The sequence below is a fragment of the uncultured Psychromonas sp. genome (assembly GCF_947489755.1).
Taxonomy (GTDB): Bacteria; Pseudomonadota; Gammaproteobacteria; order Enterobacterales; family Psychromonadaceae; genus Psychromonas.
Map to the genome: position 1 here is coordinate 69474 of NZ_CANLFB010000019.1, position 17444 is coordinate 86917.

The 17444-nt window shown below is 37.3% G+C and carries 12 protein-coding genes; 9 read left to right on the plus strand and 3 right to left on the minus strand.

What is annotated here, in order from left to right; all coding sequences use genetic code 11:
• Window positions 1–101 precede the first annotated feature (101 nt).
• From rhlB to Q0794_RS11970, 6 genes are all read left to right on the plus strand, one after another.
• Complete coding sequence (rhlB, locus tag Q0794_RS11945) at window positions 102–1361, plus strand: ATP-dependent RNA helicase RhlB (RefSeq protein ID WP_298942169.1); 1260 nt, start codon at window positions 102–104, stop codon at window positions 1359–1361.
• 1 nt (window position 1362) lies between these two features.
• Window positions 1363–2307, plus strand: coding sequence for a guanosine pentaphosphatase (locus Q0794_RS11950; RefSeq protein ID WP_298942170.1), 945 nt, complete (start codon window positions 1363–1365; stop codon window positions 2305–2307).
• Window positions 2308–2743: 436 nt separating this feature from the next.
• On the plus strand, window positions 2744–3391 hold the full coding sequence (locus tag Q0794_RS11955) for a hypothetical protein (RefSeq protein WP_298942172.1): 648 nt from the start codon (window positions 2744–2746) through the stop codon (window positions 3389–3391).
• A gap of 442 nt (window positions 3392–3833) precedes the next feature.
• Complete coding sequence (locus tag Q0794_RS11960) at window positions 3834–4658, plus strand: MIP/aquaporin family protein (RefSeq protein ID WP_366522548.1); 825 nt, start codon at window positions 3834–3836, stop codon at window positions 4656–4658.
• Window positions 4659–4738: 80 nt separating this feature from the next.
• Window positions 4739–6268 carry a glycerol kinase GlpK gene (gene glpK, locus Q0794_RS11965; protein WP_298942175.1) on the plus strand — a complete coding sequence of 510 codons (1530 nt, stop codon included), beginning with the start codon at window positions 4739–4741 and terminating at the stop codon, window positions 6266–6268.
• A gap of 273 nt (window positions 6269–6541) precedes the next feature.
• Window positions 6542–7321: a DeoR/GlpR family transcriptional regulator gene (locus Q0794_RS11970; protein WP_298942177.1), complete on the plus strand. Its 780-nt coding sequence runs from the start codon at window positions 6542–6544 to the stop codon at window positions 7319–7321.
• Between the two features lie 129 nt (window positions 7322–7450).
• On the opposite strand, the gene glpQ is transcribed toward Q0794_RS11970, so the two are convergent.
• The 3 genes from glpQ to Q0794_RS11985 all read right to left on the minus strand — a co-directional run bounded on the left by glpQ (window position 7451) and on the right by Q0794_RS11985 (window position 13113).
• Complete coding sequence (gene glpQ / locus Q0794_RS11975) at window positions 7451–8527, minus strand: glycerophosphodiester phosphodiesterase (RefSeq protein WP_298942178.1); 1077 nt, start codon at window positions 8525–8527, stop codon at window positions 7451–7453.
• A 162-nt stretch (window positions 8528–8689) separates the two neighbouring features.
• On the minus strand, window positions 8690–10063 hold the full coding sequence (glpT, locus tag Q0794_RS11980) for a glycerol-3-phosphate transporter (protein ID WP_298942179.1): 1374 nt from the start codon (window positions 10061–10063) through the stop codon (window positions 8690–8692).
• Between the two features lie 644 nt (window positions 10064–10707).
• Window positions 10708–13113: a DUF1566 domain-containing protein gene (locus Q0794_RS11985; protein WP_298942181.1), complete on the minus strand. Its 2406-nt coding sequence runs from the start codon at window positions 13111–13113 to the stop codon at window positions 10708–10710.
• A 461-nt stretch (window positions 13114–13574) separates the two neighbouring features.
• Here Q0794_RS11985 and betI point away from each other — a divergent pair, with 461 nt between their 5' ends.
• From betI to betA, 3 genes are read left to right on the plus strand one after another with little or no spacing between them, the layout of a single operon-like run.
• Window positions 13575–14183, plus strand: a complete 609-nt coding sequence (gene betI / locus Q0794_RS11990) for a transcriptional regulator BetI (RefSeq protein ID WP_298942183.1) — start codon at window positions 13575–13577, stop codon at window positions 14181–14183.
• Window positions 14171–15637 carry a betaine-aldehyde dehydrogenase gene (gene betB, locus Q0794_RS11995; protein ID WP_298942185.1) on the plus strand — a complete coding sequence of 489 codons (1467 nt, stop codon included), beginning with the start codon at window positions 14171–14173 and terminating at the stop codon, window positions 15635–15637. The genes betI and betB overlap by 13 nt, the downstream gene beginning before the upstream one ends.
• Before the next feature lie 2 nt (window positions 15638–15639).
• Window positions 15640–17331 (plus strand): choline dehydrogenase, encoded by a 1692-nt coding sequence (gene betA / locus Q0794_RS12000; protein WP_298942186.1) that lies wholly within the window; start codon window positions 15640–15642, stop codon window positions 17329–17331.
• Window positions 17332–17444: the final 113 nt, after the last annotated feature.

The window sequence follows — 17444 nt, forward strand, 5'->3', positions numbered from 1 at the left end:
TAGTAGAAAGTTATTATAACATGCTCACTGGTAAAATATATTTTTTGATATTTGAATCGATCTCAATATTTATTGCAAGTATAAACTGCTATGCTCTGCAAATGAATAAAACACACCTAACTCAAACAAAATTTTCAGACTTGCCTCTAGAGCCAAGTCTACTTTCAGGTTTAACTGCTATAGGTTTTGAATACTGTACGCCGATTCAAGCTTTGTCACTGCCAATTACCTTACAAGGTAAAGATATTGCAGGCCAAGCTCAGACGGGTACAGGCAAAACGTTGGCATTTCTACCTGCCGTTTTCCATCACCTATTAACTAACGATGTACCTGAAAATCGCCGTAAGAATCAACCTAGAGCTATTATTTTAGCACCTACGCGTGAACTTGCGATTCAAATACATAAAGATGCAATCACTCTTTCAGAGTCAACCTCTTTACGCCTTGGTTTAGCATATGGGGGCGAGAAAGTTGAAATTCAACAAAATAAACTAGAAAAAGGTGTTGATATCTTAATTGGTACCACGGGTCGTATTATCGACTTCGTTAAACAAGGTGTCATTAACTTAGATTCAATACAAAGTGTTGTCTTAGATGAAGCGGATCGTATGTTCGATTTGGGTTTCATTAAAGATATTCGTTATTTATTCCGTCGTATGCCGGCTGCTGATAAACGTTTAAACTTATTGTTCTCTGCAACTCTGTCGCATAAAGTACAAGAACTTGCATTTGAACATATGAATAGCCCTGAGCATGTGCAAATTGAACCTGAAGTAATGACTTCAGCTAATATTACAGAAGAACTTTTTTATCCTTCGAACGAAGATAAAATGTTGTTATTACTGAGCTTGATGGAAGATGAATGGCCAGAGAAAGCGATTGTATTTGCTAACACTAAACATGCTTGTGAAAAAGTATGGGGTTACTTAGCAGGTGACGGTCATCGTGCAGGCTTGTTAACCGGTGATGTACCACAGAAAAAACGTGAGCAAATATTAAAACAATTTACCGAAGGTGAAATTGATATTTTAATTGCAACTGATGTCGCAGCACGTGGTTTACACATACCGAAAGTATCACATGTATTCAACTTTGATTTACCTGATGATTGTGAAGATTATGTACATCGTATTGGCCGAACAGGTCGTGCTGGTGAAACCGGTTTAGCAATTAGTTTGGCTTGTGAAAAATATGTGTTTAATTTACCTGGCATAGAAGAGTATATTAAACATAACATTCCTGTCAGTGAATACGATAAAGCCTCTTTATTAGACTCATTACCAGTAATGAAAGTCACTAAATATAAAGTGCATTCAAACAACAATCGTAAAGATAATTACCATAGGTCACATAAAAGATAATATGACAGCAGCACGTTATACCATTATTGATTTAGGCTCTAATAGCTTCCATATGCTGACAGTCGTTAAGCAAGGGAATGGTTTTAACGTTGCCTCAAAGCATAAGCAGAAAGTACGCTTAGCCGCTGGCTTAAATGGTGATAAACAACTCGATCAAGCAACAATGGAAAAAGGCTGGGCTTGCTTAGAAAGCTTTAGATTGTTGCTAGACGAAATCCAACCCGTTTGTATCCTGATCACAGCGACGGCGGCATTACGAATCGCCGTTAACAATCAGCAATTTTTGAATAAAGCTGAAAAAATACTACAATATCCAATCAATCTTATTTCAGGTATTCAAGAAGCAGAGACTATTTTTAAAGGCGTTTCTTTTACCGAAAATACAGATAAAGAATTATTAGTATTAGACATTGGAGGGGCAAGTACTGAGTTGGTTTTAGGACAAGGTAACAAAGTCCATGTAGCGAATAGTTTAAACATAGGTTGTGTGACTTGGCTAAGTCATTATTTTGCCGATGACCTGCTTAATGAATATAACTTTAATAATGCGGTCAATGCCGCAAGACAAGTCATTTCAACGGTTAAAGCGCAATATGTTAGCCTTGAATGGGAACTAACGTTGGGTGCGTCAGGTACGATTCAAGCGGTCAATGAAATCAATCAAGCACAACAATTAAGTCATCATTTATCCATTGAATTATTACAACAAATTAAACAACAATGCATACAATGCCAGTCAATTAAAACACTCAACGTTGTTGGGTTAGAAGCATCTCGAGTGCCTGTTTTTGCCAGTGGTTTAGCTATTTTAATTGCCATTTTCGAATCGTTAAATATTCATTCAATGCAACGCTCTAATGGTGCTCTACGAGAAGGCTTAATAAGCATGATGTTTAATGGGCAAACTCATTTCAACTCATCACGCTTAAATTCAAATAGTCAGTGATCACTTCCATTTTATAGAGCGCCTATTTCTCGCTAGTACTTTATGTTATAAGTACAAAAGAGTCTGATTTAATATCGCTTGTTCATATTTCAAACCAATAACATTAATCATTACATAAGTAACCTCAATGCTAGTTAATGAAAGCGTCATTTAATTTAAAATGCATTCGTTATATTTTTTAATAATCAGCGCAGTTAGTTCTGTGTAATTCAAAGCAAATCATTGAAGCAATAACCGATGACTGGAAAATAATTTAACGCAGAAGTCGAATGAAATAGCGGTACTGTACCGCTTTATTACCAGGCACTGAGCTTAAATAACAGAGGACAACATAGAGCTGATTATGGGTAATTCAAAATAACTTAACACGCTAAATACCATCACTACTTATTCAAATTTGTATCAATTTAACTTAACGGCACAATAAGGATTTAACATGAAACATTTAAAATTAAGCATTCTTCTTTTATTTGTTACGTTTATTACCGCTTGTAGCATGATTAAAATCAATACCTCCACCACTGCTTTTTATACACCAGAATTTACAAGTACTGGTAGTATCGCCGTTATCCCTGCCGATATTGAAAACAATAATTCATTAGAGTTTTCTCACTACAAGCAAAAAATAGAAGATAAATTACGTTTAGCAGGTTACTCCATTGCAGCAAACTCTGACACGGCGGAATATATTGCTATTGTTGCTTATGGAATCGATGATGGTGAAACCTCTCTTATTTCTACGCCTATATTTAGTTCTCCAAATGCACTCCGTGGTGGCCGATTAGCCAAGTCTAAACACCGTTACTCAATGCCTCGCTATCATCGTAGAGTTATAGGTACTTCAACGAGTTCAATCACCACCTATAACCGTGCGCTTGCACTTGATATCGTAGAAGCATCATCATTAAAAAATGGGCCAGAGGATGATGCTAAAAAAGTATATGAATCTCGAGTAAAAAGCGTTGGTGAGTGTGGTGTTGTTGCTGGGGTATTTAATGAGTTACTTGAAGCCATGTTCACAAATTTCCCTGGTGAAAGTGGTCAAACTATTAATGCAAAAATTCCTTACGATGGTCAATGCTAGGCGTTTTAACATGATCCACATGACTTGATTCTAATTCAATGCTGAATAACATAATCTTTATTTTTGTTAATTTAAAGACATAATAAGCGTATATGAACATTTATTTCATCGATAAATGTTCATCGCTCCATACCAAAATTTAATTTAATGAATAAATACATTTTATCCTTCCTTCATATCCGACCATTCTTTTTCATACCTTATTTAGATAACATTTTTAACAAATAACAGAGTAAAAATCAGATCTTTTAGCACATAATAAATATTTTTTCTTTACATTTAACAAAACTCTCGAAATAGAACTAAAAACACTACAAATGCTCGATTAAACACAAACCATGACCGAACGCTCAAATTAAAACCTTTTATGTAGCTAAATTGTTAATGATAAGTATCTTTGTGCACATCAAATCGAACTTAAATATTTATACAGTAAAAGGGAATAGAGATGAATAAACAACATTCGTTACTCGGTAAATGCATCGCAGAATTTATAGGTACAGCCCTATTAATATTTTTCGGTGTTGGGTGTGTAGCTGCATTAGTGTTAGCAGGTGCAAGTTTTGGACAATGGGAAATCAGTATCATGTGGGGTATGGGTGTAGCGATTGCTATTTACTGTACGGCAGGTGTTTCTGGCGCACATATTAATCCAGCAGTAACGATTGCATTAGCTTTATTTCATGGGTTCGGAAAAGAAAAAGTACTGCCATATATCCTATCTCAACTACTAGGTGCATTCTGTTCAGCCGCTTTGATTTATGCACTTTACAGTAATTTATTCACAGATTACGAAATAGCACATGGCTTTTTACGTAGTAGTGAAGCGGCTTTATCAACTGCAGGTATATTCTCGACGTATCCTCACCCATCAATATCAATGTTTGGTGCATTCTCAGTAGAGTTTGTTATTACTGCGGTACTCATGTTTGTTATTTTAGCGCTTGGTGATGAAAATAATGGCGCGCCACGTGGGGCATTAAACCCTGTTTTGATTGGTGTCTTAATCGCAGTAATCGGCGGTTCATTAGGCCCACTAACAGGCTTTGCAATGAATCCAGCACGTGACTTTGGTCCAAAATTATTTGCTTACCTAGCGGGATGGGACTTTGCCTTAACAGGTGCAAAAGAAATTCCTTACTTTATTGTTCCAATCTTAGCGCCTATCTTCGGTGCATGTTTTGGCGCATGGATATACCCGAAAGTGATTTCTCCATACCTACCTGAAACAGGCCATGGTTGTACTATTCCAAATGAATGTGATTAAGAATATTTAGATATCAATTAAACCAAACATTATAAAAGAGCAGAGTTATCTGCTCAACATTAAACAAAGAGGAAAATGTAATGACAGATAAAAAATATATTGTGGCACTAGACTCAGGCACAACAAGCTCTCGCGCAGTGATCCTTGATCATGATGCAAATATTGTCAGTGTTTCTCAACGTGAATTTACACAAATTTATCCACATTCAGGCTGGGTAGAACATGATCCAATGGAAATTTATGCGACACAAAGTGGCGTACTAACTGAAGCATTAGCAAAAGCAAGTATTAGCAGTGATCAAGTCGAAGCTATTGGTATCACTAACCAACGTGAAACTGCCATTGTATGGAACAAAGAAACAGGTAAGCCAGTTTATAATGCGATTGTATGGCAGTGTCGTCGTACGGCAAGCATCTGTGAAGAACTAAAAGCACAGGGTTTAGAAGAATACATACGTGAAAATACAGGCTTAATGCTTGACCCATATTTCTCAGGCACCAAAATTAAATGGATACTCGATAATGTAGAAGGCGCACGTGAAGATGCAGAAGCGGGGAAATTACTATTTGGTACTGTTGATACGTGGTTAATTTGGAAAATGACACAAGGAAAAGTACACGTAACTGACTACACCAACGCATCACGTACTATGTTATTCAACATCAACACATTAGAGTGGGATGACAAACTATTAAAAGATTTCGGTATTCCAAGATCAATGATGGCCGAAGTGAAAAGCTCTTCAGAAGTTTACGGTAAAACGAATATTGGTGGTAAAGGTGGAACGCGTATCCCTATTGCCGGTATTGCTGGTGACCAACAGGCTGCATTGTACGGGCACATGTGTGTAGAAAAAGGCCAAGCAAAAAACACTTACGGTACAGGTTGTTTCTTGTTAATGAATACAGGTAAAGAAAAAATAACATCGACACACGGCCTATTAACGACAATAGCTTGTGGTCCTAGAGGTGAAGCAGCTTACGCTCTTGAAGGTGCAGTATTCATGGGTGGCGCTTCAATCCAATGGCTTCGCGATGAAATGAAATTGATCTCAGATGCTAAAGATTCAGAGTACTTTGCAACTAAAGTTGATTCATCAAATGGTGTTTATGTTGTACCTGCCTTTACTGGTTTAGGTGCACCTTATTGGGACCCGTATGCCCGTGGAACCATTGTAGGCCTAACACGTGGTACTAATTCTAATCATATTATTCGTGCGACATTGGAAAGTATTGCTTACCAAACACGTGATGTACTTGATGCAATGCAAGCAGATTCAAATATTCAATTAGCGTCATTACGTGTTGATGGTGGTGCGGTTGCGAATAACTTTTTAATGCAGTTCCAGTCTGACGTACTAAATACCGCTGTTCATCGACCAGCAGTGACTGAAATGACAGCATTAGGCGCTGCTTACCTTGCCGGTATTGCCGTTGGATACTGGGACGGTTTAGAAGAGTTATCTAATAAAGCAACAATTGAACGCTCTTTCGAACCTAAAGCAGTACAAGAAAAACGTCAACAACGTTACAACGGTTGGAAGCGTGCCGTTAAGTGTGCGATGGTCTGGGCAGATCTTCATAATGAAAATAACGAAGATACGCCATAAACAGCGAGTAATAAGTTAACGCTTTCAGTCCATTCGCCTATTAGGTGACCCAAAGCAATACAAAAGAGCATCCCTAGGATGCTCTTTTTCGATACTATCCCCTTCCTTATGCCCAAAAAACATTGAAAAATGTAGATAAATGATACAACTTGTTGATAACCGAAACTAAAATACTACTTACCACTCAAAAAAATTGTAATTTCTTGCTATTCGCTTTAGTCGCAGTAAACTTAATTTATTACATTTCGGCAGAGATACAAGGAGTAATATTTAGTGAAGCAGACAACCAGGCACCAAGAAATTGTCAACCTAGTACAAAAAAATGGATATGTTAGTACAGATAGTCTTGTTGACCACTTTAAGGTCAGCCCTCAGACTATTCGCCGAGATCTTAATGAACTTGCAGGTGAAAACAAAATTCGCCGTCACCACGGTGGTGCAACGACACAACAAAGCTCTGTAAATACCTCTTATAGCGCTCGTAAAGTAATGCAACTGAACGAGAAAGACTCTATTGCAGAAGCCTTAGTAAAATATATTCCAAACGGCGCTACTTTGTTTATTGATATTGGTACCACGCCAGAGTCAATTGCTAAAGAACTCGTTAAAAACCACAAAGGCCTTCGCGTTGTGACTAACAACATTAACGTGGCTGGAATTTTAATGGGTAACAAAGACTTTAAAGTTATCCTTGCCGGTGGTGAAGTGCGTAATAGAGATGGCGGTATCGTTGGAGAAGCAACCCTAGACTTTATTAAACAATTCCGTTTAGATTTTGGCATTTTAGGCATTAGTGGTATTGATTACGATGGTTCATTATTAGACTTTGATTATCATGAAGTGCGCGTTAAACAAGCGATTATAGAAAATAGCCGCAGTATTTATCTTGCTGTTGACCATACTAAATTTGGTCGTAATGCGATGGTTAATTTAGGTAATATTAGCGAAATAGATATGTTGATAACCGATCTTCCGCCACCAGATGAGATTGTAACCATCTTAAAAGAACACGAAATTCCGCTTGAAGTGACTTCAGTAAAAAAAGCAATATAAGTTTATTTTAGAGAGGCTGATTTAACTCATTAGCTTATTAAAAAAATAAGCACTTAGTTCAATATCTAAGTGCTTATCCTTTTGAGTCCAAGTTATTTTTATATTGAATTAACTATCAACATCAATATGTTATTTGTTTGCTTTTAAAAACTTAACGGCACGATCTGGGAAGTCAGTAAACACACCATCAACATTCGCTTTATTGTAGAAAATATCTAATAAGTCTTCGAAGTCATCAGCATAAGAAGGAATTCTTCCTTCGTCTAATCTAAATGTATACGGATGAACCTGCATACCAGCATCATGTGCATCTTTAACTAGAGAAGTAAACACAAGCTTATCTTTAGTTGATTCAGGTGCGACTACCATTGGTTTCCATGGGCCAACGCCATCAGCATAAGTTGCAATTTCTTTCATTGCGCCAGGCTTAAACATCCAATCATAATTATAATCGACCGCTTTACCATCTACATATTCCTTGGTTTCGCCCCAGCTCGTTTCAGCCATTAACTGTACTAGCTTTATATCCATCGCTAATTTAGGCATTAAGTCAGTTTTAATGCGCTTCAATTCATTAGTATCAAAAGACTGAAGATAGACGCGAGAAGACTTATCTGTATAACCATATTCTTTAAGTACTTTTAATACCGCAGTACTAATATCTTTACCTTCATGGCGATGGAACCAAGGCGCTTTTATTTCAAGGTAAAGACCAATATCATTGCCAGTACTGGTGTTTAATCCTTGAATTAATTCTATTTCATTCTCTAAAGTATGTACTTGAAAGTGAGACTGACCAAGCGGGAAACGTGTTGGATAATCAGCTGATTTTTTACCCTCTTTAACATTAAATGCTTCAGTCATTTCCAGTGTTTCAATTTCTGCAAACGTAAAATCAATCGCATAATATCGACCATCTTCACGCTTACGGTCAGGGTAAACATCTGCCACATTTGTTACGCGATCTAAATAGTGATCATGTAATACCACTAACTTATCATCTTTAGTCATAACCACATCTTGCTCGATGTAATCAACACCCATTGCATAGGCCATGGATTTAGCAGCCATAGAATGTTCTGGTAAGTAACCACTTGCACCACGGTGTGCAACAACGATTTTATCTGCGTATGTATAGCTAGCGATAGGTAATGAAATAACAATACCTAACAACAGTTTTTTTAGACTTGGTAATTGAGTAAACATAGTTTGAATAATCCTTATAATTTAATAGCTTATTTAATAAATTCTATGATTCATTTTCCTGATTTTAAACATATTGAGATAGCTAAAAATAAAGCCTGTATTAAGTATAAATAACTCAATACAGGCTTTGTTCAATCAAGATATTAATGTATCAGTTTGCCCTTAGGCTTCTTTTGCATTCTCTTGATCTATTTTGCGTTGTTTATGGATTTTATTCTCGCCAAACATCGCTAAGATAAGAAACAGTATAGATAAAACACATGAAAGAATAATGACAAGGAAGCCACCATCCCATCCAAAGTGGTCAACAGTGTAACCTAATAAGGCATTGGCTGCGACGGCACCACCAAGGTACCCGAATAGACCCGTTAATCCCGCTGCAGTACCCGCTGCTTTTTTAGGTGCAAGCTCAAGTGCGTATAAACCGATTAACATTACAGGGCCATAAATTAAGAAGCCAATAGAGATTAGAGCCAGCATATCAACAGTAGGGTTACCCGCTGGATTGAACCAGTAAACAAGTACTGCAATCGTCACTAATACCATAAATAAGATACCGGCAGGTGCTCTACGTCCTTTGAATAACTTATCTGAGATTAAACCACATAATAATGTGCCTGGAATACCTGCCCATTCATATAGGAAGTATGCCCATGACGATTTATCAACAGAGAATTCTTTCACTTCACTTAAGTAAACAGGTGCCCAATCCAATACACCGTAACGGATTAAGTAAACAAACGCGTTTGCAATGGCAATAAACCATAGTAATTTGTTGTTAAAGACATACTTAAAGAAAATTTCTTTTGCAGACATTTCTTTTTCAAAAGATTCATCATAATTATCAGGATAATCATCTTTATATTCTTCAATCGCAGGTAGACCACAAGATTGCGGTGTATCTTTCATTGTTAAGAATGTAAAAGCAGCAACTAATAATGCAAAGAAAGCAGGCACATAGAATGCAGCACGCCAGTCATCGTTAAATGCCCACAAACCTAATAGGAATAATGGACCGATTAAACCGCCACCAACGTTATGCGCGACATTCCAAATAGAAACGATTCCGCCACGTTCTTTATGTGACCACCAATGTACCATCGTACGTCCACAGGCAGGCCATCCCATTCCTTGAAACCAACCGTTAAGGAATAAAAGAATAAACATGGCAGTAATGCTACCGGTTGCCCATGGCATAAAACCAAAACACAACATCACTAATGCTGACATCACCAAACCTGTCACCATAAAGTAACGTGGATTAGAGCGGTCAGATATATTACCCATAATAAACTTAGATAAACCATAAGCGATAGAAACAGAAGCTAATACAACTCCCAGATCACCACGGCTATAACCGTATTCTTCAATTAAGAAAGGCATTGCTAAACTAAAGTTTTTACGTACTAAATAATAACCAGCGTAGCCGATAAAAATACTTAAAAATAATTGCCAGCGAAGACGTTTATAAAGAGGATCAATTTGATTTTCAGGCAGACGGTCAATATGCGCCACAGGCCTAAATAAATTTAACATAGGTGATTCCTTGGGATAAATGTTGCTTGTATTAAAATAATTTTTCAATTTCCCCATGATATTAATAACTTTAATCTCATGGCTATTTTTACAGGCGCGATTATCACGCGAACGAACAAAAAATAATGATAAACAGATCACATTCGAGCACTAAATGATTTAAATCAATAAAAATATTTAACATTATGATAAACAAACCAACTTAATTTGTTCAACAATCAAACATATTAAACAAAACCAAACAAAAAAGTTCGATAAGAAACAAAAAGGAAAATTATATTTAAGCGAGCCGCAAGGAAGAGGTGCTTAAAATTCGTTCAAGATTAAATACAATAGATCAAATGATGCGTTGATAAAAAGGGGTCTTAGCCACTGGATATTTATTGGGAATTGAGCATTAATGATGAAGGTTGATGATTAGTCATTCATCAAAAATTTGAAGTAAGCATAAGAAAAGGCATTAGCGTTATTAGTTATATATGAATGACATTACGGCTACCCTAGACTTCATTGTTATTAAGCTTAAAGTGACAAAGAAATATAGGGTAATTACTATTATTTATAAGATCTATATTGAGCAATAGTCATTTTATTTTAGCGCGATTGCTTCATTAAAATCACGTCGATAATGCAACGTTGGCAAGTCACTTTGGAGGCCCTGTTGGCGCTTCGTCGGCAGTAAGGTAACCATCACCATTTTTATCGAGTGATTTAAAACGCTTCACCCTTCCTTTGAACTCTTCAACTGACACTTTATTATCAAGGTCTTTATCAAACCTCTCAATGAATTTCATATTACGGCGGTTTACATTATTGTTAGGTTTATCATTATTTATTGAATGGTCCTTTATCGCTGCGTTCTTAGCTGAATTGCTACCAGCAGAAGCGTTACTCTTAGAATAACGATGAACTGTTTTTTTAGGTACTTGGACAGAAGTATCAACAACACCTCCCCTTACGCTACGTACATAATTATTCACTCGAATCATATCGCCTTGCGGCCCTCTAGACATTGCTTCACCCGTTTTAGGATCACTTCTCTGAGCACCTGCACCATGAACATCCATGATATTGCCTCGCATTTTTCCTAACGATTTTCCAAAAGCAATATAAACTGCATTTTTCTCAGGAACCGGTCCATCAAGGTGAGTCGTTGAACTCCAATAATAAGGGTAATCTTTTTCTCCGGCTTCATTCTTAATAGTAGATGTTTTAAATACTGGATCGATAGCAGCAGAGTTAGAGGTTGCAGGTGAACGACTATAATCAACAATGCTCTGCAACTCTTTGGCATTAGGTAACCGCCAATCGTCATATCCACCTAATGTTAGGTTATTAGAATAAGTTAAAGCATCTTGCCAATTCATGCCCTTATCGCTATCTACTGTTTGCCACATTAATCCCGTTGCTGTGTCTGTAATGGTGCCATCATTGTTATTAACAAAGTGGTTTTTACCATAACCTTGATTACCTCTCACAAACCTAAAGTACATTTTATTAGGCTCTTTAGTACGAGGATCAAACTTCGGATAGCCTTTAATACGACCATCAACAAAGTTAACACCAAACACTGTTTTATCATCTTTCATTGTTGTTGATACATATTCAGTGCTACTCCACACTTGAGCATCAATTTCTCGCTCCCCTTGGTTTACATCGCCTAATGGTTGTTGAAAGTAATCAGTATCAATAAACGGTGTAATAGCTGACTGACCTTTAACTGAACCTGTAAATTGAATTAAAGAATAAAGCTCTTTAATATTAGCGATCCTCCAATCGTTATACCCACCAAAATTGAAAGACTTAACCGCTTCTAATGCCTCCTGATAAGATAGTTTTTTAGTGAGTCCTTGTTGCCACATTAATTGCGTGACATTATCTGTAATCGTGCCGTTATTATTGTTCGTGTAAGAAGGACTATTAATGATAAAACTTGCATCTTGCCCAAAGAAACTATCTATTTTATTAGGATCTTGAATCACACTATCATTGCTATAATATGGAGTCTGACCTGTATCAACCACCTGATACATATAAGTTTCTTTATTGTTAGCTGATGGAACAATGCTACTTTTAGTTGCACTATTTTGGTTATTAATGATCATCAAGTCTTCACCGAAAATGACATGACCAGAGTAATTTTTTCGAATGACTTTCAAGCTCGCTTCTTCATTTACATTGCCAGTATTAAAATGGGTATAAACGAGATTTTTTACATTTGCTTTTTTAGCCATTTTACTTGAATCAGCTAAGTCTAAATGTGCACGTTGACGTGTGTTTTTGCCTTTTTTACTGTGATTATTGCCTTGTCTTTGTTTGGCATTGTTTTGTTTACCATTGCGATTTTGGATCACCATGCCACCAGAATCGATTATCATAAAATCAGCATTTTTAGCTAACGTTGGTAATTTATCTGAATAGGTAAGGTCACCTGTAATGACAATAGACTGCCCTTTGTAATCAAAACGATAAGCAATAGTATGAATAGTATGTGGCACCTCTACTGTGCTCACTTTGATATCACCGACTTTAAATGATTCTCCGCCTTGTATATCTTTGACATCGAATGCTTTTTTACGATCAGCAAGTGTGCGTTGCGTTTTACCTAATCGATATTCAATGTCTTCTTGGTAAAGTTCTACATTTGTTTCAGTCAATTTAATCGTATTAGGTGGGCCAACAATAGTGAAGTTATTACGCCCCATTAAAGCGTTAATTAAAATAGGAACAAATTCTTCATTGTGATCAAGGTGATGATGCGTAAAAAAGAGACTTGATAGATCATGAATTTTAATCCCTAAACGATGCAAGTTAGCTTGAGTACCATTCCCCATATCAACAAGAATCTTAGTTTCTCCTGCGCTAACTAATACACTCGCACTTGCCCTATTTTCATTATATTGAGGTGAGCCCGACCCAATAATAGTCGCTGTCAGTAAATCTTCAGCATTAACGGTGTTGACTAGCATAGTGTTCAGTATAAAAAGCCCCACTATCACTTTAATTTTTCTCATCATCGCCTCAATTTTATTAAACGTATTTGTATACATTCTATTTTCAGTTAAAAAGACTATAAAACTAAAATGAGCAAGAATTATGGAGAAAAGAAGAAAACTTTCTTCATGATATGTTTCAAGATCTCTATTTGAGCACATATATTAAAAACTCTATTTCTTTGTTCATTTTGAATAAAATATAATCAAAAAACAAAGTAATATGGTTATATTTTATCTTTTTAGATTTAATAATAGTTACGACTAAAACTATTATTAAATAGATTAATCGACTAAACAGCACGCCATAAAACCACTGTAAGGCCCCTCCACAAGCGGATTCAATCAACAAACCAATCAAAATGTAATCAGTTAGTTAACGTAATGAATAAACTTATAACATCAACACTCTTTAAATTAACACTTGATAGTTAGTGCACTAATCATTAGGATCGTTATTAATTGAACGTTCAATTAATAACGTTTTATGAAGAATAAAAATAATAAGGAAGTTATTTATGGCGAGGCCAGCGGTCAAAGAAGTTAGACAACAACAACTGATCGATGCGACATTAATGTCAGTAGAACGCCATGGTTTACAACACACCACTATCAACACAATCAGTGCAATGGCAGGTATGTCATCTGGCATCATTAGCCATTATTTTGGTGGTAAACAAGGTTTAATCGAAGCCGCCCTTAAGTATCTTCTCGACCAATTAAAACAAGCATTATTGAGCAGAATTTCAGATAAAAATCTGTCCCCAATAGATCGGTTATCAATGATTGTTGAAGCAAACTTCACTGAGTTACAACGATCTAGTGCTGCGACTAAAACATGGTTAAGCTTTTGGTCTCAAGCAATGCATGAACCAGGTCTAGCAAGACTACAAAATATCAATAGTAAGCGTTTATATAGCAATCTTCTTTTTTGCTTTAAACAGCTATTATCTAATACAGCTGCGACTAATGCAGCCAAACAAACAGCCGCTGTGATTGACGGTTTCTGGCTACGAAGCGCCTTAAGTGCAACGCCAGAAGAAGAATTCAAACAAGCTCAAATATTATCTAAAGCCTTTATTAATACTGTTATTACACAGTATGGAGAAAATCAATGTCATCATTAATCGTTTATCAAAATTATGTCCATGGTCAATATATTGCTAATGGCACTGGCGAAACATTTGAAGTCATTAACCCAGCAACGGGACAAGTTAGTTACTTAGTAGAAACAGCCACTGAAGCAGTTCAACAAGCAGCTATTGCGAGTTCAAAAGCAGGATTTGCAACGTGGTCAAAAATGACTGCGATCGAACGTAGCCGCATCTTACTTAAAGCCGTTGCGTTATTGCGTGAACATAATGACGAGCTTGCTGCAGGTGAAGTTTTAGACACAGGTAAGCCATTACAAGAAGCAATTGAAGTCGATATCGTTACAGGTGCAGACTCAATTGAATTTTTTGCAGGGTTAGCGCCAAGTATTGAAGGTAATCAACAAACTATTGGTGATGACTTTTACTACACACGCCGTGAACCATTAGGTATTTGTGCGGGTATTGGTGCTTGGAACTATCCATTACAGATTGCTTGTTGGAAAGCCGCACCCGCTTTAGCTTGCGGTAACGTAATGATTTTTAAACCTTCAGAAGAAACACCTCGCGGTGCAATGCGTTTAGCAGAAATTTTCACTGAAGCCGGTATCCCAGATGGTGTATTCAATGTGGTTCAAGGTGATGGACGTGTTGGTGCATGGCTAACTGGTAATGAAGATATTGCCAAAGTCTCTTTCACTGGTGAAGTGGGTACAGGTAAAAAAGTAATGGCGGCAGCTGCCAGCTCATTAAAAGAAGTCACCATGGAATTAGGCGGTAAATCACCATTAATTATTTTTGATGATGCCGATGTTGAAAATGCTGTTTCTGCAGCGATGTTAGCTAACTTCTACACTCAAGGTGAAGTTTGCACTAACGGTACGCGTGTTTTTGTTCAAAAAGAACTCTACCCTCAATTCATTAAACGTTTAGTTGAACGCACAGAGCAAAACATTATCTGTGGCGATCCAATGAATCCAGAGACAAACTTTGGTGCATTAATTTCAAAAGACCACCAGCAAAAAGTGTTGGAGTACATTGAAATCGGTAAAAAAGAAGGTGCAACGTTATTAACAGGTGGTAAAGCATTACAACCTGAAAGCGCACCAAACGGCTTCTTTGTAGCTCCTACCATTTTCACTGATTGCACAGATGAAATGACACTCACTAAAGAAGAAATCTTCGGTCCTGTTATGTCTGTACTGACTTTTACCGACGAAGAAGAAGTTGTTAAGCGTGCAAATGATACACGCCTAGGTTTAGCAGCAGCAGTATTTACACAAGACATCACGCGCGCACACCGTGTAATACACCAAATTCAAGCAGGTATTTGTTGGATCAATGCTTATGGTGCATCACCAGCTGAAATGCCTGTAGGCGGCTACAAAATGTCAGGTATTGGCCGTGAAAATGGTAGCGAAACATTAAAAGCTTATACCCAAATTAAAGCGGTATATGTTGGTATGCAAAATCTTGAAAGCCCATTTTAAGGATGACTATGACTACAACAAACTATGATTATATTATTGTGGGTGCAGGTAGTGCAGGTTGTGTACTTGCAAACCGTTTATCAGAAAATCCAAACAATAAAGTTCTACTACTAGAAACGGGTGGCAGTGATAAGAGCATTTTTATTCAAATGCCAACGGCCCTCTCAATTCCAATGAATACCAAAAAGTATGCATGGCAGTTTGAAACGGAAGCAGAACCGTTTTTGAATAATCGTCGTATGCATTGCCCTCGCGGTAAAGTACTGGGCGGTTCTTCATCAATCAACGGGATGGTCTATGTACGTGGCCATGCTCGTGATTTTGACGAATGGCAACATGCTGGCGCTGAAAACTGGGATTATGCACATTGCTTACCTTATTTTAAGAAAGCAGAGACTTGGTCATTTGGCGGTAATGATTACCGCGGTGACTCAGGTCCACTTGCCACCAACAATGGCAACAACATGAAAAATCCACTATACCAAGCATTTGTTGATGCCGGTGTAGACGCAGGTTATTTAGCCACTGCTGATTATAATGCGGAGCAACAAGAGGGTTTTGGCCCAATGCACATGACGGTTAAAAATGGCGTGCGCTGGTCTACGGCTAATGCTTATTTAAGACCTGCGATGAAACGCAGTAACTTAACCGTTGTGACACATGCTCTAGTACACAAAGTATTGCTTGAAGGTAAAAAAGCAGTCGGTGTTCGCTATGAAGTAAAAGGTCAATTAACTGATCAGCTTTGTAGTAAAGAAGTCCTACTGAGTGCTGGATCTATCGGGTCACCTCATATCCTTCAGTTATCAGGTATTGGTAAAGCAGAAACATTAAAAGAAGCGGGTATTGAACAACACCATGAATTACCTGGTGTAGGTGAAAATTTACAAGACCACCTTGAATTTTACTTTCAGTTTAAATGTTTAAAACCAATTTCATTAAACGGAAAAATTGATCCGCTAAATAAACTATTAATCGGTATGCGTTGGATCTTAAATAAATCAGGTCTAGGTGCAACTAATCACTTTGAATCATGTGGATTCATCCGCTCAAAAGCGAGCTTAGAGTGGCCAGATCTTCAGTATCATTTCTTACCTGCAGCAATGCGTTATGACGGTAAAGAAGCGTTTGCTGGGCATGGTTTCCAAGTACATATTGGTCACAACAAGCCGAAAAGTCGCGGCTCTGTGAAAGTCGTATCAAGTGATGTAAATGTTGCTCCACAAATTCAATTTAATTACTTAGCACATCAAGATGATATTGAAGGCTTTAGAGCTTGTGTTCGTTTAACACGTGAGATTATTAATCAACCGGGTTTAGATGAATATCGTGGTGAAGAAATCCAACCTGGATTGGCAATACAAACAAACGAAGAAATTGATGAGTTTGTCAGAAGCTCTGTTGAAAGTGCTTACCACCCTTCTTGTTCATGCAAAATGGGTGAAGATGAGATGGCAGTCGTTAACTCAGAAACGAAGGTGCATGGCATCGACGGACTTCGTGTAGTTGATTCCTCTATTTTCCCAACTATTCCTAACGGTAACCTTAACTCGCCAACGATCATGGTCGCAGAGCGTGCCGCAGATATTATCTTAGGCAACAAAATGCTAGCACCAAGCACTGCTAAAGTAACAGTGGCGGAAGATTGGCAGCAAAAGCAACGATTAACAGAGCCAAAACGAAAAACGAGTTAATCGAAAATGAGTTTCACTTTTAGTGATTCGTTGATTGCAAGATCAATGAATGACTAAAATGAGGTGTAAGGTCAACCTATGCAAGTATTGCAAATGGCCTATCAAACTGCGTT